Source organism: Occallatibacter sp. (assembly GCF_049510455.1).
In the GTDB taxonomy this organism is placed as follows: Bacteria; Acidobacteriota; Terriglobia; order Terriglobales; family Acidobacteriaceae; genus Telmatobacter.
The window spans coordinates 1-21,636 of record NZ_JBEKYX010000093.1 but is presented as its reverse complement, the minus strand read 5'-3'; the positions used below and the strand labels follow the sequence as shown (position 1 = coordinate 21,636).

Sequence of the window (21,636 nt, the reverse complement as noted above, 5' to 3'; positions counted from 1 at the left end):
CTTCGCCAAACTCAAACTCTTCCGAGGTATCGCCACCCGCTACGACAAAACCGCCAGGAACTTCCTCGCTGCAATACACCTCGCCGCTTCTACTATATGGCTCATTTGATGACACGCCCTAGATTAAAGTTCACTTTGCCGAATGTTTGCGGTGGAGGATATTGAGTTGCGAGATAGCGAAGTAATAGCATTGCTTGCTTAGACTGAGACAACGAATGCAACTCTGCAAGCATTCCAACTACGCTTGCGATATTTATTAGTTTCCATGATTCCATAGACAACTACGATACATCGCCCGGTGACCTCGGTTCATGTATTCGGATCAGAATCGCAGCAACCGCAGATCCTTCACTCTGCCTGAAGGGCGGCTCCGCTCGAGATGACACGGCTTTTGTGAGAAGTTAGTTTGCCAGCATTCCGGCGAGGAGCGCGGTGCACGGAGCTAAGTGCTCTACCAGCACCGACTCGTGCGAGGCGTGGGATTATGGACACTGACGTCTGCTGTTGCAGGAATAAATATATCGTGAGACGATATATTTATGAATTCGAGTGACGAAGACGCTGCTTCGGGCAGTCTGCTTGAAAATCTGGCGGAGTTTCGCTATGAGCTTCGCAAATTTCTGCACTTTAGTGAAGGCATTGCCATTGAGGCGGGGTTGCAGCCGCAACAGCATCAGCTTTTGCTGCAGGTGGCCGGCGCGCCTGCCGGAACGGTTGTTCACATTGCCTACATTGCCGAGCGGCTTGGCGTGAGGCATAATAGCGCCGTTGAGCTGGTGGACCGCTGCGTGGCCGAAGGCCTGCTGGCGCGCGCCGCCGATGCAACCGACAAGCGACGCGCCATTTTGACGCTCAAGCGCAAGGGCCATAACGTTCTGAACCGACTCTCGGCCGATCATGCAGAAGAGTTGCACAGCGCTGCTCCGCGCCTTACGCGCGCGCTGCTGCAGGTGCAAAGACACAACAGCGCCGCACAGAAACTGGAGACACGATGAAATCCCGTCCATCCGCACTACGCGACTTTACGGTTGACCGGAGGGTGTGGGGCCTGGTGGCGGCGGCGCTGGTGATTGGCGCGGGCGCGGCGGGGCTTGCCGTGTTGCTGCTGCGAGCCATTGCGCTGGCAACGAACATTTTCTACTACCACCGCTTTAGCCTGGCGGCTGTGGAGCCGGCGGGTTCTCCATTGCCGCGTCTGACGATGCTGTGGACGCCGATCGTTGGCGGGCTGATTGTCGGTGTCATTGCCAAGTATGGATCAGACAAGATCCGCGGCCACGGCATTCCTGAGGCGATTGAAGCGATCCTGCTGCGCGGCGCGCGCGTGGAGCCGAAGGTGGCTCTGCTGAAGCCCATTTCCGCGGCCATTGCTATCGGCTCGGGAGGTCCGTTTGGCGCGGAAGGTCCAATCATTATGACGGGCGGCGCTTTCGGTTCGCTCGTCGCGCAGTGGCTCAAGCTGACCGACAACGAACGCACGACGCTGCTGGTGGCGGGCGCGGCGGCAGGCATGTCCGCTACCTTTTCCGCACCGATTGCGGCGATTCTGCTGGCCGTGGAGCTGCTGCTGTTCGAGTGGCGTCCCCGCTCGCTGGTGCCGGTGGCCGTGGCGAGTGTGCTGGCTGGAGCGCTGCGCATCTGGTGGCTGGGGCCTGGGCCGCTGTTTCCTGTGACGTTCACCAGTCCGATTTCGCTGCCGCAGGCGCTGTTGTCCGCGGTGCCGCTGGGCTTGCTGGTTGGCCTTGCGGCTGCTGGGTTGAGCCGGCTCATGTATGGCATTGAAGACAGCTTTGAACATTTCTGCGGCAAGCTGCGCATTCATTGGATGTGGTGGCCGGCGATTGGCGGCATCGGCATTGCGATTGGTGGTTACATTTTTCCGCGAGCGCTTGGCGTGGGATACGGCAACATTGCCGAACTGCTACGCGGCAATGCGCCATTGACGCTGATTGTGGGCATCCTGGTGGTGAAGTCGCTGATGTGGGCATTTTCACTTGGGTCAGGCACCTCGGGCGGCGTGCTGGCTCCGCTGCTGATGATTGGCGCGGCTATTGGCGAGGGCTCGGCGCTACTGCTGCATCTGCCTGGCGACACGCAGGCGCTATGGGCGCTGCTAGGCATGGCCGCTATGCTGGCCGCGGCGCTGGGCGTGCCGCTGACCGGGGTGCTGTTTGCGCTGGAGCTGACTCACGCGCTGCCTGCAGTGCTACCGCTTGTGCTGGCATGCGCGGTTTCGTATCTGGTGACTTCACTGATGATGCCGCGATCCATTCTCACAGAGAAATTGAGCCGGCGCGGCTACCATCTGTCGCGTGAGTATGGCGTTGATCCGCTGGAAATCATTACGGTGCGTGAGGTGATGAGCGAACTGCTGCCGACGGAGATCCTCAACGAAAGCACGGATGACGATCTACCGGAAAACTATGCGTATTCCGATGAAACATGCCGCGCGGTGGCGGAAGAGATGGCGGGCAATGGCCAGGTCATGATGGTGGTGGTAGACCGCGAAACCGGCAAGCTGTGCGGAAGCATTGGCGTCACGGAATTGCTGGCAGGGCGCAGGCGCGCGATTCAGCGTGAGTCGGAACGCAGCATTGCATTTCAGGCGATGGCCGACTGATAAATCCGTGCGCGGATATCACGACCGGATCTCAGAACTTGAGACTCGCGCATTCCACTTCGTCCCTACTTCCCACTCCACGTCAGCATTCCGGCGAGCAGCGCGGTTCTTGGAGCTAAGTGCGCGATCAACACGGACTCGTGTGAAGCATGCGCGCCTTCGCCGACTGCGCCCATGCCGTCGAGTGTCGAGATTCCAACGGCGGAGGTGAAGTTGCCGTCGGAGGCTCCGCCGGTAGCGGCTTCTTCGAGCGCAAAACCCAGGTCAGCGGCGAGTGCGCGGGCTTGCTTGTAGAGCGCGATGGTGCCGCGCGTGCGCTCCATGGGCGGGCGATTGACACCGCCGGTGATGGCGAGCTTGCAGCGCTTGTCTATGGTTTTAAATGAGGTCTTGAGCGAGGCGAATTTACGCGCAATGCGAGGGCCGTCGGCTTTGCGGGCCAGGCGGACGTCAACTTCAGCCCATGCTGCGGCGGGGATGACGTTGGTTTTGCCGCCTGCTCCCGCTACATTGACCGATACGGTGAGGCCGCGATCGAGTTCCGTCCACGCGCTGACGGTTTGAATGACGCGGGCGAGCTCGACGAGAGCGTTTGCGCCTTTCTCGAAGTCAACGCCGGCATGTGCGGCGATGCCTGTGACCTCAATGCGCCAGTTGCCAGTGCCTTTGCGGGCGGTTTTGTAGGCGGCTTGCTGCCCATCTAAATTCTGCGCGGGTTCGAGGACATAAACAGCGCTCGATTCTGACGCGAGCTTTTCTGTGATTGGGCGGGACACGGGGCTACCGATTTCTTCATCCGTGTTGAGCAGCAGAATGATTTCCCTGTCTCGATTCCGGCCCAGAAGATCGGCTTCGATGAGCATTTCAATTGCCGTAAAGGCCATGGCGACGCCGACCTTCATGTCGAGTGTGCCGGGGCCCCACAGTCTGGCCTGGCCTGTGGGGTCCGGCGCGATCTTGCAGGGCATGGACTGGATGGCGCCAATGGGCCAGACAGTGTCAATGTGGCCGAGCAGGAGCGTGCGGCCCTCCGGGCTTTTACTCTTTGGACCGAATCTGAGTTCGAGAATGTCGCCATGAGCGCGCTGCTTGTGGACTTTGACGCGACCGCCGAGGCTGCGTGCATGGACGATGGCGAGCTGGCCGCAGGCATCGACGGCGGATTTGGTGTCGGAGGGGGACTCGGCACGGACGAGCTTTTCAGCCAGAGCCAGGAGCTGCGTTTCCTTACGGCGCGCGCCGGCCAGGAGGGCTCGCATGGAAATTTCCGGGATCATTGCGGGTTGCGATGGGGTACTCATGTGGATGCGCGCCTGCTCTCGAGACAGCCGCCGACATAACGCCGAATGCTGCGATTCTACAGATTCTAAAATGTTTTCCTCGGCTGGGACCCGGTTCAACAATTTGCTGACATTTGCAAACCACGCAGTGTGGCAAAAATGCCACAGTGTAAATGGGCAGATTCCGTCTAATCTGTCGTTTGCAATCTCTTTAGTGCTTGTAAGGCTTGCCGGACGTTCTCAGTTTGGAGTCGTAGATTTTGGCTCATCGAGCACATTTGGAACAGACCATTGCCGGGCCCCTGGAGTTTGCTGGAGTCGGATTACACTCTGGCGCGCCCGTTGCGATGCGGCTTTTGCCCGCGCCGGCGGGTTCGGGGATTGTCTTCCGGCGAACCGATCTGGACAATTTTGAGATTTCAGCCATTGGGCGAAACGTGGCGAAGGTGAGCTACGCGACGAGCCTGATGCGGCAGGGTGTGCTGATTTCTACGACGGAGCATCTGCTTTCAGCGCTGGTTGGCATGTCGGTAGACAACGTCATTGTAGAACTGGATAACCTGGAGCTGCCGATTCTGGATGGAAGCGCGCTGCCATACGTGGAAGCGTTTGGGACCGTGGGTATCAAGCCGCAGCGGCGGCGGCGCGAGTATATGCGAATCCTGAGACCGGTGGAGGTACGCGAGGGCGGCAAGTTTATCGGCGTGTATCCGCACGCGGATAGGAGCGAGGGCTACTCGATCGAATACGCGATTGACTTTCCTGCTCCGATTGGACAGCAGTACACGAGTGTGGACCTGGCGACTGAGACCTATGGCGCAGAGATTGCGCCAGCGCGAACCTTTGGTTACAAAGCGGATGAGCAGAAACTGCGCGATATGGGGTTGATTCGCGGCGCGAGCGAAGAGAACGCGATTGTGCTAGGTACAACAGGGCCGGTGAATGGGCCGCTGCGCTTTCCCGATGAGTATGTGCGGCACAAGGTGCTGGACCTGATTGGCGACCTGGCGCTGGCCGGGCGGCGCATTGAAGGGCGCGTGGTGGCGGAACGCGCCGGGCATGCGATGCATACGGCATTGGTTTCGCGGCTGCTGAAGGACCGCTCGGCGTGGGAGCTGGCTACGGCCTCTGCGGAGAAGGCGCATAAAGAAGAGAGCAAGCATGCGGGGCTTGCGGTGCCGGCGCTGCAAGGCGTTTAGCCGGGAGCGCGCTTGTCCCACTGCATCAGCTTCATTCGCATACCGGCACTGGCGATTGGGTCGTTGATTCGGCCGCTGCCAAAGGTGGGCCTGATGGAGGAAGACCGGCTGAGCATGCGCGTTTGGCCGAGTGGGATCGATTTCAACTTTCATTTGAATAATGCGCGCTACCTGAACGTGATGGATTACGGGCGGATGCATCTGCTGGCGCGGACGCATGTGCTGGCGGTTGTGCTGCGCGCGCGATGGACGCCACTTGTGGGCGCGGTGTGGATGACGTACCGGCGATCGCTGCCGCTCTTTGCGCCGTACACGCTGACTACGCGGCTGGTGTGCTGGGATGAGCGGTGGTTTTACATGGAGCAGACCTTTACCGGCGAGCAGGGGCTGGCGGCGGTGGGCTGGGTAAAGGGCGCGTTGCTTGGAGGCGATGGCATTGTGGCTCCGCAAACAGTACTGAAGCCGATTGAGCCCGGCATCGTGAGCCCGCCGATGCCGGAAGCCATTGCGACGTGGAATGAGCTGACGCGAGAGAAGCTGCAGGGCGCATAGCAGCAAAAAATTACGGCTCATAGCGAACGCCGTCGATGGAAACCTTTGTACACCAGAAGCAAAAGCGAACTTTCCTGCCCGGTGCCATATCTTCAACATCCAGCCGACGCCAGAAATGTATGTCGAGGCGGCATAACAGTCCGGCAACAGCGCTGGCTTCATGCTCCCGATTCGGCCACAGTCTCGCCAACTTTCTTGCGAGTTCCACATCAAGCGACGGCTCGGATGTTGAAATGTTTGATCTCAACTGCATGACCTCTCTTCATTTTTATCTGCCAAGAACAAAGTTGACGTTGATGGTGGTTTCGACTTCAACCGGATCACCATTGAGCAGATAGGGACGATAGCGCCATTGCTGCACGGCGTTCATGGCGGCCTGCTGCAGCATCGGCGAGCCGCTGAGGACGCGAAGGTTTTCGATAGCGCCGTTCCTGGAGATAGTGGCTTGCAGAACGACGGTGCCTTCGAGGCGCGCAGCGCGTGCGATAGCGGGATAGAGAGGCACGATCCGCGAAATCAGCATGCCTTCGGCCACGCCCTTGGAGATGGTGACAGGGCCTTGTTGCGGATGGATGACGCGTGGAGCGGAGTTGGCGGAGTGTGCAAAGGGATCGCCGCCGGGAATGGTGCCGCTGCCTGTGCCGATGGGAGAATCCGCGCAGCAAGCATTCGATGCATTAGGCGCAGGGCCGGAGGGCTGAAGGCTGATGTGGATCTGGCTTGGCGCACTGATGAGCGGTATCTCAATTGGGCGCGGAGCTGTTACGGATTGCGACGATTCGTGCGCTGCCGACTGCGGCACGGAGTGAGGAGCAGCGGGAGCGGTGATGACGATTTTCCGCAGCTCGTTCGGAAGCGAGTCCGGGTGAAGCAACGGGATGAGGATGAGCGTGAGAAGAATGCTGCCATTGAAGAGAAGTGTGGCGAGCATCCAGTTGCTGCTGCGGGTGTGGATTCGGTTCTGGGATTCAAAGGTTGCGTCTTCAAACATGGTGGCCCTCCTGTTTCCATCGGGCTTCGATGGAAACAGGAGGGCGCGTGCTCACTTGCCGCGTGGGGAGCGGCGTGAGAGCGTAATGCAGAGCGCTCTGCTGATGCTCATCAAAACCATTGTGTTTGTGTAGACACCGGGGAATCGCAAAGTGTTCCCGCATGTTGCAACAAAAAAACAAACAGGGCGCTCTCATGGTGAGCGCGGACAGGCACGGAGAAAAGTACGCAGGCCCCGAGAGCAAAGGCTGGGAGACAGCTCAAAAGTCTTTTCATGGATTCCCTCTGCGGCGAGCGAAAATTCAGCAGACAGACAAATTGCTTTTCGCTCTTTGGGAGGCAACGCCTAAAGGGCGTAGGAATGAGTTGCCAAGCAGAGGATTATTAAGAAATGTAGCCTGAAAAATCGCTTTATTTCTGATCTTCCTCAAAAAGTTCCAGCACTCGGCGGATCACGTCTTCAGCTCCGCCAGGCCGGTACAGGATAAAGTGACCGCCAGCTTCTTCCCACAGATGTTGATACTTATGCATGTCGTCCACGAGCACGTCACCCGGATTCATATGATTGCGCTTGTCATGGGAAAGACAGGTAATCATATCGAGATGAGGAAAGTGTTTTTGTCCCCAACGCACCTTCTGGGCTTCAGCCCATCCACCCTTTGGCACTCCGGTGAGAATGACGGGGCTGAGATGTTCAAACGCCATGACCAGTGCAGCTGCTTCGGGCATTAAAGGCAGGTTGTAGAAAAAGTCTTCATAAGTACGAAGCGTTTTCCAGAATTCCTCTCCGCCCAGGCTCTCTTCTGCTTTGTGCGGGTGAACTCCAAAGATTTGCTCTCCGAGTGTGTCAAAATCGGCCAACACTCCGTCGCAGTCAAGAAATAGTTGTCTCATCAAGACCTCCACTCATTATTTCAAAGCCGGCGGCGCGAGCAGAACGATCAAGCAGTTTCGAAGAACGTTCCAAGTCCCGCGTGATGAGCGTGAGCGGCCATGGTGGACTGAATCTCAAGCGCGAGAGCGAGCGCATCGCGGCCCTGGCGCGCAGTGACGTGCGGCTGTTGCCGCGTGCGGACGGAGTTGAGGAATGATTCGATCTCAAGCCGCAGCGGCTCACCTGCGGCCACTTCAGGCTTGACGAAATTAAGGCCGGGATTGGGGGATGGCGAGACGGATGCACTTGCGCCGGCGGCAATTTTTTCAACCAGCGCGGGATCGACTTTTCCGGCGTCGAGTGCGGCAGCAATTTCAGGTGGAAGGTTCCGCACCATCTCCGCCAGGTGCGAGTCCATGCGGATCATGAGCAGATCGCGGCGGGCGTAGTCGATGGATACATACTGGCGCGGCTCAAAGTAGCGGAGCTTGCGGACACGCTCGGTTGAAACACGAGACGCGGTGAAGTTGGCCACGCAGCCGGATTCGAATTCAACGCGAACGTTGGCGATGTCGACCTTGGGCGAAAGAATCGGCAGGCCGACAGCGCGGACCTCGCGCACAGGCGATTTGGCAAAGGTGAGCACAATATCGAGGTCGTGGATCATGAGATCGAGCACGACGTCTACATCGAGCGAGCGCGGCGTGAAGATAGAAAGCCGATGCGCCTCAAAGAACATGGGGCGGCGCAGGCTGGCTTCCGCGGCGAGGACAGCGGGATTGAAACGCTCAAGATGGCCCGGCTGCAGAATGCGGCTATGCTTTTCGGAGAGAGCGATGAGATCATCTGCTTCCGCAAGAGATGCTGCGAGAGGCTTTTCGACGAGGAGATCAAGACCAGCCTGAAGCAGCGCCGAGGCCACGCCATAGTGATGCACGGTAGGCACCGCAACCGAGGCTGCGTCGATTGTCAAGTCACTCCGCAGCAGTTCATCAACGGACAGAAAGACGGGAATACCGTACTGCGCTTTGACTTCGGCAGCGCGTCCTGCATCCGGTTCAAGCGCAGCGACAAGCTGAACACCTGTGCCGGCCTGTTCGAGCTCGCGATAGACACGGAGATGATTGCGCCCGAAGGCCCCGCAGCCTGCCACGGCGACACGTAGATGGGGCTTGCCGCTGATGCTACTCTCCCTCGCCTTCCACGGCCTTGAGGCAGCGGCCATAGAGTTCAAGCAGCTCGGTGACGTGCTCTTCCGGCTTGGGTGCGGAGGGCGCGTTGAAGCCGGTAGAACCGCCGGTGGTTTTGCCGACGCCGGCAACCCCGGAAACGAACTTCAAGAGGTCGAGCGCGATATCTTCATTGCGGCGTGCGCCGAGCGAGCTGTTAGCAATTGCGTCCATGATGAGTTCTCCGAAGAGTGATTCTATCGGATGACAGGCGATACTCTGAAGTGGATGGAGATTGCCTACATTGGGATGGGCGGGAATGTGCCGAGCACGGCGGGCGAGCCGGAGGCGACGCTGTCAGCGGCTGTGGTGCGGCTGGGCACGCTCGGAGATGTGGTGCGGCGCTCGCGGCTTTACTCGACTGCTCCTGTGGGGTTTGCCGATCAGCCGAGGTTTGTGAATGCGGCAGTGGCGCTGGAAACGGAGCTTTCGGCGCGAGAGCTTTTAGATGTGCTGCTGAAGATTGAGCGCGAGTTCGGACGGGAGCGCGCGAATGCGATTCCCAACGGGCCGCGCACTCTGGACCTGGACATTTTGCTGTACGGACAACAGGTGCTGCATGAGCCCGGAATCGAAGTCCCGCATCCGCGGCTGGCAGAGCGTGCGTTCGTGCTGATTCCACTGAGTGAGATTGCGCCGGATGTGCTTGTGCCGGGTTTGAACAGGAACGTGAAAGAATTGCTCGAAAGCCTCAATGCGAATGCTGCACATGAAACCGATGCCGTTACTGCTTTCGATAGCAATCTTTGGGCTTGCGCTTAGCGCGCAGGCACAGACGGCACGCACGCTGACGGTGGAAGACAGCGCGGGGCGCGTGATTGCGGATGCCGGGGTACGCGATGCCGGAGGCAAGGTGCTGGCGCGCAGCGATGCAATGGGACACGTGAGTTTTGCATGCGATGCGCCGTGTACGGTGCGCGTGGAGGCTGCGGGCTTTGCGGCAAAGAATGTTCAGGCAGACGCGGAGACCGTTGTGCAGCTTGCACCTGCGGACAATGCGGAGCAGGTAACCGTAACAGCGTATCGCACGCCGATGGGAGAGCTCGAGAGCCCTGTAACGACGCGAGTTTTGACGCAGAATGCGCTTCAATCGACGGCCGCAATTACCGCCGACGGGCAGATTCGGCAGTTGCCGGGAGTGGAACTTTTTCGGCGATCTAGCTCGCTGGTCGCAAATCCTTCTTCGCAAGGCATCAGTCTGCGTGCGCTTGGATCGACTTCGGCAAGCCGAACGCTGATGACGCTGGACGATGTGCCGCTGAACGATCCAGTGGGCGCGTGGATTCATTGGCTGGAGCAGCCGCAGCTTGCGATTGCGAATATCGAACTGCTGCGCGGCGGCGCCAGCGATCTGTACGGTTCAAGCGCGATTGGCGGCGTAGTGAATGTGCATCTGGCCGAGCCTGCGGCGCATGTATTCACGTTGCGATCAAGCTACGGTGGCCTGGGCACATACGCAGACGATGCGATGGGGCAGGCTACACACGATGCGTGGGGCGTGCTGGCGGCGGGCGGCGCAACGGGAACCGATGGCTACATCCAGGAGGCTCCGTGGCAGCGCGGTCCGGTGGATACGGTATCCAACGTTCATGCGCAGAATGGGATGCTGCTGGCGGAGCACAAGCGCGGCGAGCTGCGTTTGTTTGTGCGCGGGAGCGGCTTCAACGAGGCGCGAGCGAATGGGACGCCGTACCAGACGAATGGAACGCGGCTGTGGCGCTATGCGACGGGCGGTGACTGGCAAAGCGCAAATGGCGCAACTGCAGCTTTGCGGCTGTATGGTTCAACGGAGCATTACCGGCAGACATTTTCGAGCATTTCGAACCTGCCCGATTTTGGAGATGCGAGCTGCACCTATCGCTGCGGAGAGACGCCGACAAGGTTTGCGTGGATTGCGGATAACGAGCTTGGCGGCGCGGCGCACTGGAGCAAGCCGCTGACCGCGGGATGGATTTTGCTGGCCGGCGCGGATACGCATGATGTGCGCGTGTGGGATGATGAGCAGTCCTTTGGCTCGGCTGCCGCGTTGACGGATACGAGTGTGCATCAACGCGATTCAGGCGCATATGTGGAGACCTTGTACACGCATCGAGCGTGGACGGTGACGGCCGGCGCGCGCATGGATTGGTTTCAGAATTACGATGTGCGGCAGTTGGTGGAACAGAACAATACGTGGACGCCCGGAGCCACGCTGCCGCAATTCACGCAACATGTCTTTGATCCGCGTGTGGGTGTGTCGCGCAAGCTAGGTGAACATTGGGCGCTTTCCGCGTCAGGGTTTCGCGCCTTTCGCGCGCCCTCGCCGAGCGAGCTGTATCGCGCAACGCAGGTTGGTAACCAGTTGACGCTGGCAAATGGCGCGCTGAAGAGCGAGCGGGCAACGGGATGGGAGACGGGCGTGGCATCGCAGCGAGCGTGGGGCACTGTGCGAGCGAGTTATTTTTTGACCGAGATCAATCGGCCCATCAGCGCAGTGACCATCAATCCGAACTCATCGCCGATTCTGCTGCAGCGCGAGAACCTGGGTCAGATTACGAGCCGCGGGATCGCTATTGATTCTGAAATTGCGCCGCGGAAATGGTTGACGATAGACGGCGGCTACCAGTATGCGCATGCGACGGTGACGCAGGGGCAGCAGGACCTAAATAAATGGATTCCTGAAGTTGCGCGCAATATGGCCTCGCTGAATCTGCGCGCCGAGAAGGCCCGATGGGGTTCGCTGAGCCTGCAGAGCCGGTTGAGTGGGCGGCAGTTTGACGATGACGCGAATACATATCTGCTGCATGGGTATTTCAAGCTGGACGCCTACGCGGCGCATGCGTTTGGCAGACGCGTTGAGGCCTTTGCGGCGGGCGAGAGTCTGCTGGACCGGACAATTGAAGTGGCGAAGACGCCGACGACGACGCTGGGAATGCGGCGCACGGTAAGAGCGGGATTTACGCTGACACTGGGCGCAGCGAAATAACGTGAGCTTACGTCGGTAGAATGACATAGTGGGACTCAAGTTCAATCTCTTAAATACAACGGAAGCGGGCGGACGGCGCGCGCAGATCGATCTGCCGCACAGACGCGTGGAAACCCCTGTGTTTATGCCGGTGGGAACGGCCGGCACGGTGAAGGCTGTTCCGCAGAATGTGCTGGAAGAACTCGGCGCGGAGATCATTCTCGGCAACACGTATCACCTGTATCTGCGCCCTGGACATGAGCCGATTCGGCGCATGGGCGGACTGCATCAATTCATCAGCTGGGACCGTGCGATGCTGACCGATTCCGGCGGCTTTCAGGTATTCAGCCTGAGCGCGCTGCGCAAGGTGACGGATGAGGGCGTAAGGTTTCGCTCGCATCTTGACGGAAGCAGCCACTTTTTTACACCCGAACACTCGGTGGATGTGCAGATCGCGCTGGGCGCGGATATTGCGATGGCATTCGATGAATGCACGGAATATCCTGCGGAGCGCACCCGAGCAGAGGAAAGCCTGCGGCTGACGATGGCATGGGCGCGGCGTTCGCTTGAGCATTTTCGCGCGCGACAGGCGGAAGTGCCGTGGTATGGCGAACGAGGCGGGCGCATGCAAAGCCTCTTCGGAATCGTTCAGGGCGGAATGTATCGCGATCTGCGGAAAGAAAGCGCGGAGCGGCTGATGGAGATGGACTTCGATGGCTATGCTATCGGCGGACTGAGCGTGGGTGAGCCGCGCGATCTGACGCTGGAGATGATCTCCGAGGTACTTCCTCTGCTGCCAAAAGACAAGCCGCGCTATGTGATGGGCGTGGGCTATCCGGATGAGATTGAACAGTATGCAAAGATGGGCGTGGACATGATGGATTGCGTGCTGCCCACGCGCGCCGCTCGTCACGGGCTGCTTTTTACGAGCGAAGGGCGCATGACGATCAAGAACAAAAAATTTGCCGAAGATCAGAATCCACCGGACCCCAAGTGCAATTGCATGGTGTGCCGGCGATACACGCGCGCTTATCTAAGGCACCTGATGCAGGCCGGTGAGGCGCTCTCAGCCACGCTGAATTCCATTCACAATCTTGCGTATTATCTGGGCATTATGAAGCGTGTGCGTATGGATCTGGACAAGCCGGTCAGCGAAGCAGCGATTTAAGGCCCGCGATTACGCGGCCAAGCACGCCAGTCCAATCGCCCGGTTCCGATTGCCGGATAAGACGCGCAGTGGGATACCACGGCGTGGTCTCGATCTGCTGCATCCAGCGCCAGTCAGCGAGCCAGGGAAGAAGAATCCAGACAGGCTTGGCCATCGCGCCGGCAAGATGCGCAATGGAGGTGTCCGTAGTGATCACAAGATCAAGCGTGGAGATAAGAGCGGCTGTATCCGCCAGATCGCGGTCGCTGCTCACACCATCCGCAATGCGAATCCTGGGCGGAAGCGCGGCGAACTGCGCAACTGCTTCGCCCTTCTGAAGCGAGATCCAATCGATACCCTGCGTTTCAAGCATCGGCTGCAGTGTGGCCAGCGTAGTGGAGCGGCGCGCGTCAGCCTTGTAGCGCGGATTGCCCGCCCATGCGATGCCAATGCGCGGATAACCGCAATCTCCATCGGGGAACGGCAGCGCGTGCATCTCGATGTCCTCCGGCGCAGCGCTCAGGCAGGCTCCATCCCATGGAACTGTATCAACGGTGGTGCCGAAGAGCGCAGGCAGGCTCATCAGCGGACATTCGAGATCGAACTCCGACGGAGCGACACCGAGTAAACAAACTTCAGCATTGCCTGAACGGACAATTGCAAGCGAGCGCATAAGGCGTTCGACGCGGGCCTGCACCTGCAGAACAGGAAAACCTCCATGCGCTGCGATCAGCGCAGCGTAGCGGCAGAACTGGATGGTGTCGCCGAGTCCCTGCTCAGCGTGAAGAAGAACTCGCTGGCCATGCAAAGGATCGCTGAGCAATCTCTCGCGCGTCAGACGCGGGCGATTGAAATTGCGTGGCTTGCGATGGATATCGCGAAAGCGCCAGCGAGCTTCGTAGTTGGCCCAGCCTTCAGTCCACTGGCCAGAGCGAATCTGCGTGAGTGAGAGGTTGTATTGCATGCCCGGGTTGACCGGGTCCGCTTCAGCGGCGCGGCGGTGCGCGTCAAGTGCTTCTTCCACGCGTCCGAGATCGAGCAGCGAGTTGCCGCGATTGGATGCGGCCTGCATGCTTCCGAGAGCCTCCGCGCGATCGAACGCCAAGACAGCTTCAGTGAAGCGGCCTTCATTGTGGAGCAGGATACCCCGCATGTTCACAACTTCTGGATGCTCGGTTCCGCAGCTTTGTGCTTTGTCCAGCCACTCCCATGCGGTCTTGATATCTTTTCGCGCAACATACAACTGTACCCAGGCAATGTGCGTTTCCACGCGATCAGGATCGAGTGAATCGGCACGCTGCAGGCATCGCTCAGCTTTTTCCATGCGGTTCTCATCGCGAAAGAAAACAGCGAGACTGACCCAACCGGCGATAAGATCGGGGCGCAGCTCGACTGCATGGCGCAGCGCGGCTTCCGCATAGAGATCGCTTCCCTTATCGCGAAGAAGGCAACCAAGGTTCATCCATCCAGCGGCAAAATCAGGCCTCAGTGAGATGGCGCGGCGGTAACGGCGCTCGGCTTCTTCCATGCGGCCGAGGCGCGCGAGAGCAAAACCCGCGGCAAACTCCCCTTCCGGCAGCCGGCGGCTGCATGCAAGCGCCTGCTCATAGTGGACCAGGGCTTCTGCAAAACGGCTGAGGCATCCAAGGGCATGGCCGAGTCCCATGCGAGCGGCAAGGAGCGAGGAATTATGCTCAAGCGCAAGAGTGAAATGCGGGAGTGCCTCAGCCGGCTTGCCGGCAGCGATTTCCAACTCCCCCAGGCCGGTATGCGCGAGAGCATTGCAGGAGTCGAGGCGCAGCGCGGAGCCATAGGCGTCGCGCGCAGCATCGGGCTGACCGGCGGCGCGCAGTGCCTGGCCGAGCACAACCCGCGCATGCGACATGGCAGGCGCAACGGAAACAGCGGCCTGTGCCATGCGAACGGCCGCATCGGGCTGACGGCTGGCAAGCGCGACCAGGCTCATGCCCGCAAGCGCTTCAGCGTGGCGGGGATTGTGAGTGAGAATCTGCTGATAACTCTGTGCTACCTCATGCAGACGCGTGGTGAGCCGCGGCGGCTGACTTGCGCGCGGATTCAGCTTCTGTAAAGGCGGGTGCTGCGTCTGCCCGATCACGACACGAATCCTGTGGGCTTAATTCCTATGCCCTGGTTCGCACGCTATGAGGCGTACGACGGAGATTCAAGAACAATTACATCTTTCGTGATCGGAGAATTGCTGATGTTTCCTGAATATGCACGCGTGTTGATTCGGGAATTGGAAATCCGCGCGCTACTTCTTCAACGCTTTTACAAAAAAGTCAGCCATCATCTGGTTGGCTTCAATTGCTTCCGGCAAGCGCGGATCATACCAGAAGGCATGTGGCAGCGCATCGAAGACGACAAGGCGCGCGTCAATGCCCGCGCGCAGAAAGGCGCGATGAAGATTGGATGTGCCGCTTAGCAGAATGTCTCGACCGCTGGTGATGAAGAGCGTCGGAGGAAGGCCATGCAGATCCGCGTAGATGGGCGAGAGAACCGGATCTTTCAGGTCGGTTGAGCCTGCATATGCATCGCTATGGTGGCTGGGATCGGGCGGGTCAAGATGGCCGGAGAATCCGCGCAGAGCGTAGATCGCGGTCGAGTCACCGGCGCGGGCGTAGTCTCCCATGCCGCTGAAGATGCCAAGCGCAGCGGGCAGGGGAAGGCCGAGCTGTTTGAGCTTTACTGCAACTTCCGCGGTGAGAATGGCACGGAGTCATCCACGGCTGCGGGAAATGGAGACTCCGGCGCGAGACGATAAAGTACCGCTACGACCTTGATTTTTGCATAGCCGGCAATGGGAATCGATTCGGTATAGGAGCCGGAGTCGGAATTAAAACCGCCGCCATGCAGATTGAGCAGCACCTTATCATTGTTGGCCGCGGGCATGCCCTCCGGCGTGACGATGTGTACCGGAACGCCAGCAATTTTGTCATCGACAAGCGTGTTGGGCATCAGTTTTGACCATGCAACGCGAGCCCGCGCGGTGTATTCATCAGTCATCCTGCGGCGCTCTGCAAGTGGCTGCGATGCACCTTGGTCGGGCTCCGCATGGCCAAGCATCAGCCGTGCCTGCGGGCTAAGGTCCTGCGGCACTGGAATCACACGCGTGACATGCGCCGTGCCTTGCGCATCGATGAAGCTGGTGTCGCGCTTGGGGGCATCGGCTTCTGTAGTTGGCGCAGGCTGCTGCGCGGAGAGAAAAGCCGGTGCAAGCAGAACGAACGAAAGCAGGCTCAGGCAAACAACGGAACGAGAAAAAATGCGCATGGTATGCCTCGGGACGAATTTGGTTCGCCTTCTGAGAGAGCGCTTGCGGAAGGCCCTGTCCACGATAGCAGAGAGGGCGCTATCTATTCCCCAATATGCACCGCACTTAGATTGCCAAGATTTGTAAGTGCCTCCAATGTCTGCGTCCCGCGATTCGCAGGTACGTCTTGGACATCAAAGAGAAATACACAATTGTAAAAATACATCGGCCCATCTGGCAGCTCTCCACCATGATAATGGATCACGGAGTCATAAAAAACACGCGGCATAGGAGAGGTTTTTGGGGGTAAAGAGGGAATGGTGCCGATTTTTACGTCTTTGACATTGTTGGCGACTTCTTCCAGAGATACTTCACAATTTTTGAATACCTCTGCACTCGGACTAGGCTTTCCCCAGGAATAAGAGCAGTTCTTTTTATCAGCTGCTCGCTCTATAAGAACTTTCGCTGACTCTGTTGTACGAGAACGGTAGCTAATGAATGCTGCGGATGCGTCCCACACTTGGGGCGCTGTGGGAAAGTTCTTTTGCGCGTTCGAAATTCCCTTGGCGATGGTCTTTATATCATCTTGTTCCGCGGGTGCAGCTCCTGTTTTTACACTCTTGAGAATCGTAGCCGCGACAGTCAGACTCTTTTCTGCTTGCCTTTGATCACCCAGCGGCTTGCTTAACAGAGAAGCGACAATTTGGCCGAGACCTCCGTCGGCTAGTTTCTCTTGGATTTTTCCGACTTTTACATCGAGCTGATGAAGATCGTATAAACACCACCCAGCCAAACCTATGGCTCCCGTGGCCGCTATCCCAACAATTGCGCCCGCAATAGTTAAGCCTATCCAAAACCCTTTTGCCTTCGATATGTCATTTTCTATAGCGGTCAAGCGCTTCTCAATCGATGCGGAATGCTTAAGGCTTGTTTCCAGCGCATTCAGACGCTTATCTATTTCAACGAAAGTCTTATTGTTATCTCCGGGTTTTGCCATAGGATACTCGGCGTGAAATTCGGGGAGATAAACAGTATCAATCTCTTCTAGGCAATCGTCCAGTTCAATTAAATCGAACATTTCGCAGCCTCGCGCATAAGGCAACTTCCGTTTACAAGTGCCTAAGTGGAAATAGGATTGATCAGGGCCCAAAAGGGTTGTTGACGAGCAGCGCACAGGGAGCGCACCTCGCACTCCCTGTGTTTTTCGGTCCAGCGCGCAGGGCAGTTTGTAGATCACGGCGCGAGTGCTTATTCCAAGCATGTCCGCGACCTCAGACTGCGTGTACTCCTGAATCACGATCCGGTTCAGGAGTATCCGCTCAAGAGCGGAGAGCTTGCCCAGGCAGGCTTCCACGTCGAGAACGAAGATGACGGCATCCTCAAAGGTGCGGAGGCGGCGGTGAGAGACGTTTCCACGTTCAACCGGCTCTGTCATGGCCGATTGCGTGCGTCCCACCTGCATGGAGACATACAGATAGCGTCGGAGAAGGCTCTCAGTATGTTTCCGGTAGAAGGCCAGGCTGACCGATGGGCCTTCCTGCTGCGATTCCTCCTCGGCGTCTTCCGCAAAATCCACCTGCAGGGACGGCGGTAACTCTTCCTCCTGACTGCTGACTAAGTTTGTTTCTTCTTCCGGCCAGTATGCCGGTGCTGTAGCGGCTCTCCATACGATTGGAAATTGCAGGGCTGCGCTCATCGCGCACCTCCTGCTGCTTCTGCCACTGCCCAGACGCTGAGCACCGGCTTCCGCACCGGACGTCCACGCCTCTTTCTGCTTTCAGGCGCGGGAAAGTCCAGAAGCTTTGTCTCACAAGATCTGCAATAAACAGTCCCAAGGTTTTGAGTGCGATACCAAAGGCAACCGCACCCTTCGCAAACTTTCAATTGCACGCGCAATTCCATGACCAGTTCTCCGTAGGTCGAGCACCCGGCTGCATCTAGTTGTTCGGTTTGTTTGCCGGGGTAGAGGGAAACAGCCCATGCGACTCGGGATTCTAACGGCCCGATGGGGGAACGCTGGCTGCTTTCTCTTGTTGAATGTCATGACCAATAGCGCGCAGTATCTGGGAGATTCGCATAGCCGGCCCGCAGTGCCGCGAACGGCCTGCAGGCAGGGAGCTGATTGCCGGATGGGTGCGTCACCCTCCGGCGTTCTAGTATCGGGCCGCTCCAGAGACAAATGGAGAACAGACCGCTCGACTTCGCGGATGCGAAACATATGCACGTGGTAGCACCACAAGCCTTTATGAGGTAAGTAGCGCTACTCTAAGAGCCAGTATCCCCAGCGTCAACAGCACCAGGCCGAAATCTTTCCGCCACTTTTCCATGCACAGCGATTCCGCTGACAATAAAGGGAAATCGGCCCGCACAGGTTTTCCTACAGCAAAGGAGGAGTTACTTCTCCTATTGCTGGCGGCGGATTTTCAACAGGATGAACTTCACCCAAATGCACGAGCGTCTCCGCATGGAATTGCAGCGGAGAATACAACGAGGCACTCTCAGCGTCTCCCTCCTTGCTCGGCAAACGGGATTCGGACAATCGCATCTGTCCAATTTTCTGCATGGAAGACGGCAGCTTTCGCTGGAAGCCATGGATCGCATTCTGGCAGCGCAGAGTATGTCTGCTGCCGATCTGCTGGCTACCCAGACGCGACGCATGGAGTACCGCGAAGGCGAAGAAAGCGGAACCGTGCCGGTGGTGTCGCATACAACCGCGCTCTTTGAGCCGCATGTGCGCCCTTCAGCAGTGCAATCCGTGCTGCATTTGCCGACCGGAATGCTGCGCACTGCGCGGGCGCGCACTGCGAGCTTACGCCGTGCCTGGCAACGCTTTGTGGTTGTGGCCATCTCCGCGCAGGAGGCGGAGGCAATGGAGCCGCTGATTCTGCCCAATGCGCTTGTGCTGCTGGACCGGCATTACAACTCGCTACTGCCCTATCGCGCCAACCGGCCCAATCTTTATGCCGTGCGCCACGATGCCCAGCTCAAGCTGCGCTATGTGGATTTCCAGCTCAACCGGCTTGTGCTGCGTCCGCACAACATCGCCTTTCCGGTGGAGCTGATCGAGGTGGGCCCGAATGAAGCGCCGAACGATCTGATCGTGGGCCGCGTGGCGCTGATCCTCAATGAGCCATAGGAGCCTGCGGCGATGCAAGTGAACCCCTCGAAGTTGAGCAGACCCCCGATGGGCACGTTCGCATCACAGGAATGGTTGCGGATGACGACCGCAAGCAGCAACTCCTCTCACGCCTGGATTTACTGAACAACCATCAGCTTCTTCAGGCGGATATTGTCTCTCCGAGCGACGTGCAGAAGCGAGGCAGGAGAGAAGAGGGATACGGTGCAGGATGCACAGACATATTCATTCCCACGATGACCAGCAAAGAGCGTGTGGGACGGCGCTGGTCAAGGCCGCGACGATCATTACTCAGAACAATGGTTCGCCTTGAGGAGCGACGGCACGCATGCATCATGGATCGAACGTGGGAAAGAAGAAGAGGACCTCCTGGTGGAGATCCTCTCGTTCACTCTACTCATGCGCGCACTGGCGTTTGCATAATAGGCATCGTCCATCTCGATGCCGAGGTACTTGCGGCCTGTAAGCAACGCTGCTGCACAAGAGCTGCCGCTGCCTGCAAAGGGATCGAGGATCAACTCACCCGGCAACGTGAAGCTGCGAATCAACTGCGCCAGTGGCTCTACTGGTTTCTGCGTCGGATGCAGCTTGTTGCCGCTGTACGGCATGTCGATTACGTCGGCCACTGGCTGCTTCGGCAGCGGCGGTCTGCCCTTCGCCAGCAGATATGCCTGCTCGTACTGATAGCTGAGGAACCTCGACTTCGAGCTGTACGTCTTCCGAAACACGATGTGTCCGACCGGCTGAAAACCCGCCTCTTTCCATGCGTCGAAGAACATATCGACCTTCGTCCACCCGTAGAACATGACGGCTACGCGGTCTTGCTTGAGTACGCGATACGCTTCCCGCATTGCGGGCTTCAACCAGTCGGCATTGGCATCGTTCTGAATCGTGCGCCCTGTACGGTCGCGGTAGTTCACGAGATACGGCGGATCGGTGAGGGTGCGACGTGAAAGTCGCATAGTTTGTTGTTTCATCGCTGGAAACGGCAGAAAGGAGACCAGGCGTTCCGTCGCCTGTAGCCTACCGGAGCATGCGGAACTGGTAACGGTTCGGTGTGGAGCCTCCGGGACAATGTAGCCCGGCGCAAGCCATGTGAAAGCCGCGAGGTGGACACATGTCTGCAAGTATCGATGCGGATGGGGCGCTAGGCTGGACGATAGGGTTAACAGATGTGAACCACTGATAAACACCGTCAATCCGAAACGGGCCAAAGACACTGACAGGCCCGACCCAAAATGGGGACGTAGCTGGCCCTCTCACTTCCTTACTTGAGAGGCACGGACATCATGGCTACCGGTGGATAGGTGGAACCTAACCCGTCCTTGCAAACTATGTGGAACACGGTAAGCCCGTATCGCTGCCCGATCAGGGCAGGCCAACCGCGAGGAAAGCCGTTGGCGGTGCGGGTAGAGGAGTGCGGAGAAAGCGAAGGCCGTCTTGTAATGGGACGGATAGGGACTGAGTCGCGAGACGACATGGCCCCGCGCGAAAGCGGGCAGACTTCCGCATGGTCTTTCATCACGAGAGAGCTTGAGAACCTTCGAAGGAGGAGAAGCAGATGACTGCGAGGCAACAGGAAGCGGGTGCGTCCTCCAACAACGTGGCTCACTGGCACGGCATCGACTGGGCCAAGTGTCACCGCGAAGTCAGGAGGCTGCAGGCGCGTATCGTGAAGGCAACGCAGGAGGGTAGGCATGGCAAGGTGAAAGCCTTGCAGTGGCTGCTAACTCATTCGTATAGCGGCAAAGCACTGGCCGTGAAACGAGTGACTGAGAATCGAGGCAAGCGCACCCCCGGTGTAGATGGTACGGTGTGGTCTACATCGGATAACAAGATGCGAGCAGTGATGTCGCTCAAACGGCGCGGCTACCAGCCGCGTCCGCTGAGACGGATCTATATCCCAAAGGCCAATGGGAAGAAACGGCCACTTGGCATTCCGACGATGAATGATAGGGCTATGCAGGTGTTGTATCTGCTGGCCCTCGAACCTGTCGCGGAAACCACTGCGGACCCGAACTCCTATGGGTTCCGCACGGCACGCTCGACGGCGGATGCAATCGAACATTGCTTCGCTACGCTGCATCGGGCAGACCGCGCAAAGTGGGTGCTGGAGGCTGACATCCGTAGCTGCTTCGACGAGATTTCGCACGGCTGGCTGATCGCCAACATCCCTACGGATAAGGCGATTTTGCGGAAATGGCTGAAGGCCGGTTTTGTCCACGAAGGGGCACTTCATGCCACGGAGGCGGGGACGCCGCAAGGCGGTATCATCACTCCCCTTACGCAAAAGGTAATTTTGGCCGTCAGTCTTGCATGGCGGTAGATTGCCGCCTTGCGGAGGGCCTTGTTGCGGGATTGGAATGCTATGGCGAATCGTGATGGTGTCGTCTC

Annotated in this window: 19 protein-coding genes and 1 pseudogene; 10 read left to right on the top strand and 10 right to left on the bottom strand. The window is 58.5% G+C overall.

All coding sequences use genetic code 11. From position 1 onward, the window contains the following. From ABSG47_RS16365 to ABSG47_RS16355, 3 genes and pseudogenes are all read left to right on the top strand, one after another. A pseudogene (locus ABSG47_RS16365) lies at positions 1-109 on the top strand (IS5/IS1182 family transposase); the annotation flags it as partial. A gap of 430 nt (positions 110-539) precedes the next feature. Continuing rightward, complete coding sequence (locus ABSG47_RS16360) at positions 540-995, top strand: MarR family transcriptional regulator (RefSeq protein WP_424170769.1); 456 nt, start codon at positions 540-542, stop codon at positions 993-995. After that, positions 992-2,620, top strand: a complete 1,629-nt coding sequence (locus ABSG47_RS16355) for a chloride channel protein (RefSeq protein ID WP_424170768.1) — start codon at positions 992-994, stop codon at positions 2,618-2,620. The genes ABSG47_RS16360 and ABSG47_RS16355 overlap by 4 nt, the downstream gene beginning before the upstream one ends. Before the next feature lie 65 nt (positions 2,621-2,685). On the opposite strand, the gene ABSG47_RS16350 is transcribed toward ABSG47_RS16355, so the two are convergent. Continuing rightward, positions 2,686-3,879, bottom strand: coding sequence for a M20 family metallopeptidase (locus ABSG47_RS16350; protein ID WP_424170767.1), 1,194 nt, complete (start codon positions 3,877-3,879; stop codon positions 2,686-2,688). Between the two features lie 281 nt (positions 3,880-4,160). Between ABSG47_RS16350 and lpxC the strand changes: the two genes are divergently transcribed. Beyond that, complete coding sequence (gene lpxC, locus ABSG47_RS16345; protein WP_424170766.1) at positions 4,161-5,099, top strand: UDP-3-O-acyl-N-acetylglucosamine deacetylase; 939 nt, start codon at positions 4,161-4,163, stop codon at positions 5,097-5,099. A 12-nt stretch (positions 5,100-5,111) separates the two neighbouring features. Beyond that, a complete protein-coding gene (locus ABSG47_RS16340; RefSeq protein WP_424170765.1) occupies positions 5,112-5,651 on the top strand; it encodes a thioesterase family protein in 540 nt (179 codons plus the stop codon). Positions 5,652-5,919: 268 nt separating this feature from the next. Here ABSG47_RS16340 and ABSG47_RS16335 read toward each other — a convergent pair whose 3' ends face one another. The 4 genes from ABSG47_RS16335 to ABSG47_RS16320 form a co-directional block, all read right to left on the bottom strand. Beyond that, positions 5,920-6,642: an energy transducer TonB gene (locus ABSG47_RS16335; protein ID WP_424170764.1), complete on the bottom strand. Its 723-nt coding sequence runs from the start codon at positions 6,640-6,642 to the stop codon at positions 5,920-5,922. Between the two features lie 410 nt (positions 6,643-7,052). Beyond that, positions 7,053-7,535, bottom strand: a complete 483-nt coding sequence (locus ABSG47_RS16330) for a hypothetical protein (protein ID WP_424170763.1) — start codon at positions 7,533-7,535, stop codon at positions 7,053-7,055. Between the two features lie 47 nt (positions 7,536-7,582). Next, the gene (locus tag ABSG47_RS16325) at positions 7,583-8,740 is read right to left on the bottom strand and encodes a Gfo/Idh/MocA family protein (RefSeq protein WP_424170762.1); all 1,158 of its coding nucleotides are present in this window, start codon (positions 8,738-8,740) and stop codon (positions 7,583-7,585) included. After that, positions 8,700-8,918, bottom strand: coding sequence for a hypothetical protein (locus ABSG47_RS16320; RefSeq protein ID WP_424170761.1), 219 nt, complete (start codon positions 8,916-8,918; stop codon positions 8,700-8,702). Before ABSG47_RS16320 ends, ABSG47_RS16325 begins: the two co-directional genes overlap by 41 nt. Positions 8,919-8,948: 30 nt before the next feature. Between ABSG47_RS16320 and folK the strand changes: the two genes are divergently transcribed. Genes folK through tgt form a run of 3 tightly spaced genes read left to right on the top strand, consistent with a single transcriptional unit; the run spans position 8,949 to position 12,856 of the window. Then, entirely contained in the window at positions 8,949-9,506 is a 558-nt protein-coding gene (gene folK / locus ABSG47_RS16315; protein ID WP_424170760.1) for a 2-amino-4-hydroxy-6-hydroxymethyldihydropteridine diphosphokinase, read from the top strand. Next, positions 9,463-11,709, top strand: a complete 2,247-nt coding sequence (locus tag ABSG47_RS16310; RefSeq protein ID WP_424170759.1) for a TonB-dependent receptor plug domain-containing protein — start codon at positions 9,463-9,465, stop codon at positions 11,707-11,709. Before folK ends, ABSG47_RS16310 begins: the two co-directional genes overlap by 44 nt. Before the next feature lie 28 nt (positions 11,710-11,737). Further along, a complete protein-coding gene (gene tgt, locus ABSG47_RS16305; RefSeq protein ID WP_424170758.1) occupies positions 11,738-12,856 on the top strand; it encodes a tRNA guanosine(34) transglycosylase Tgt in 1,119 nt (372 codons plus the stop codon). Here the strand turns inward: tgt and ABSG47_RS16300 are convergent. The 4 genes from ABSG47_RS16300 to ABSG47_RS16285 all read right to left on the bottom strand — a co-directional run bounded on the left by ABSG47_RS16300 (position 12,837) and on the right by ABSG47_RS16285 (position 17,802). Next, the gene (locus ABSG47_RS16300; RefSeq protein WP_424170757.1) at positions 12,837-14,951 is read right to left on the bottom strand and encodes a tetratricopeptide repeat protein; all 2,115 of its coding nucleotides are present in this window, start codon (positions 14,949-14,951) and stop codon (positions 12,837-12,839) included. The genes tgt and ABSG47_RS16300 overlap by 20 nt on opposite strands. A gap of 156 nt (positions 14,952-15,107) precedes the next feature. After that, a complete protein-coding gene (locus ABSG47_RS16295; protein WP_424170770.1) occupies positions 15,108-15,515 on the bottom strand; it encodes an alpha/beta hydrolase in 408 nt (135 codons plus the stop codon). 23 nt (positions 15,516-15,538) lie between these two features. Further along, on the bottom strand, positions 15,539-16,126 hold the full coding sequence (locus ABSG47_RS16290; protein ID WP_424170756.1) for an alpha/beta hydrolase fold domain-containing protein: 588 nt from the start codon (positions 16,124-16,126) through the stop codon (positions 15,539-15,541). 83 nt (positions 16,127-16,209) lie between these two features. After that, positions 16,210-17,802, bottom strand: coding sequence for an RNA polymerase sigma factor (locus ABSG47_RS16285; protein WP_424170755.1), 1,593 nt, complete (start codon positions 17,800-17,802; stop codon positions 16,210-16,212). A gap of 735 nt (positions 17,803-18,537) precedes the next feature. On the opposite strand from ABSG47_RS16285, the gene ABSG47_RS16280 reads away from it, so the two are divergent. Then, a complete protein-coding gene (locus ABSG47_RS16280; protein WP_424170754.1) occupies positions 18,538-19,242 on the top strand; it encodes a helix-turn-helix domain-containing protein in 705 nt (234 codons plus the stop codon). A gap of 287 nt (positions 19,243-19,529) precedes the next feature. Here ABSG47_RS16280 and ABSG47_RS16275 read toward each other — a convergent pair whose 3' ends face one another. Continuing rightward, on the bottom strand, positions 19,530-20,204 hold the full coding sequence (locus tag ABSG47_RS16275) for a DNA methyltransferase (protein ID WP_424170753.1): 675 nt from the start codon (positions 20,202-20,204) through the stop codon (positions 19,530-19,532). A 599-nt stretch (positions 20,205-20,803) separates the two neighbouring features. Between ABSG47_RS16275 and ABSG47_RS16270 the strand changes: the two genes are divergently transcribed. Beyond that, positions 20,804-21,568 (top strand): reverse transcriptase N-terminal domain-containing protein, encoded by a 765-nt coding sequence (locus ABSG47_RS16270; RefSeq protein WP_424170752.1) that lies wholly within the window; start codon positions 20,804-20,806, stop codon positions 21,566-21,568. The last annotated feature ends 68 nt before the right edge of the window (positions 21,569-21,636 follow it).

Excerpts from the sequence above, each read along its gene's own strand:
- ABSG47_RS16275 (WP_424170753.1), bottom strand. The coding sequence starts at position 20,204 with ATGCGACTTTCACGTCGCACCCTCACCGATCCGCCGTATCTCGTGAAC.
- ABSG47_RS16280 (WP_424170754.1), top strand. The coding sequence starts at position 18,538 with ATGAACTTCACCCAAATGCACGAGCGTCTCCGCATGGAATTGCAGCGG.
- ABSG47_RS16360 (WP_424170769.1), top strand. The coding sequence starts at position 540 with ATGAATTCGAGTGACGAAGACGCTGCTTCGGGCAGTCTGCTTGAAAAT.
- ABSG47_RS16290 (WP_424170756.1), bottom strand. The coding sequence starts at position 16,126 with ATGCGCATTTTTTCTCGTTCCGTTGTTTGCCTGAGCCTGCTTTCGTTC.
- folK (WP_424170760.1), top strand. The coding sequence starts at position 8,949 with ATGACAGGCGATACTCTGAAGTGGATGGAGATTGCCTACATTGGGATG.
- ABSG47_RS16350 (WP_424170767.1), bottom strand. The coding sequence starts at position 3,879 with ATGCGAGCCCTCCTGGCCGGCGCGCGCCGTAAGGAAACGCAGCTCCTG.
- ABSG47_RS16320 (WP_424170761.1), bottom strand. The coding sequence starts at position 8,918 with ATGGACGCAATTGCTAACAGCTCGCTCGGCGCACGCCGCAATGAAGAT.
- ABSG47_RS16335 (WP_424170764.1), bottom strand. The coding sequence starts at position 6,642 with ATGTTTGAAGACGCAACCTTTGAATCCCAGAACCGAATCCACACCCGC.
- ABSG47_RS16285 (WP_424170755.1), bottom strand. The coding sequence starts at position 17,802 with ATGAGCGCAGCCCTGCAATTTCCAATCGTATGGAGAGCCGCTACAGCA.
- ABSG47_RS16330 (WP_424170763.1), bottom strand. The coding sequence starts at position 7,535 with ATGAGACAACTATTTCTTGACTGCGACGGAGTGTTGGCCGATTTTGAC.
- ABSG47_RS16355 (WP_424170768.1), top strand. The coding sequence starts at position 992 with ATGAAATCCCGTCCATCCGCACTACGCGACTTTACGGTTGACCGGAGG.
- ABSG47_RS16325 (WP_424170762.1), bottom strand. The coding sequence starts at position 8,740 with ATGGCCGCTGCCTCAAGGCCGTGGAAGGCGAGGGAGAGTAGCATCAGC.
- ABSG47_RS16270 (WP_424170752.1), top strand. The coding sequence starts at position 20,804 with ATGACTGCGAGGCAACAGGAAGCGGGTGCGTCCTCCAACAACGTGGCT.
- ABSG47_RS16310 (WP_424170759.1), top strand. The coding sequence starts at position 9,463 with ATGCCGTTACTGCTTTCGATAGCAATCTTTGGGCTTGCGCTTAGCGCG.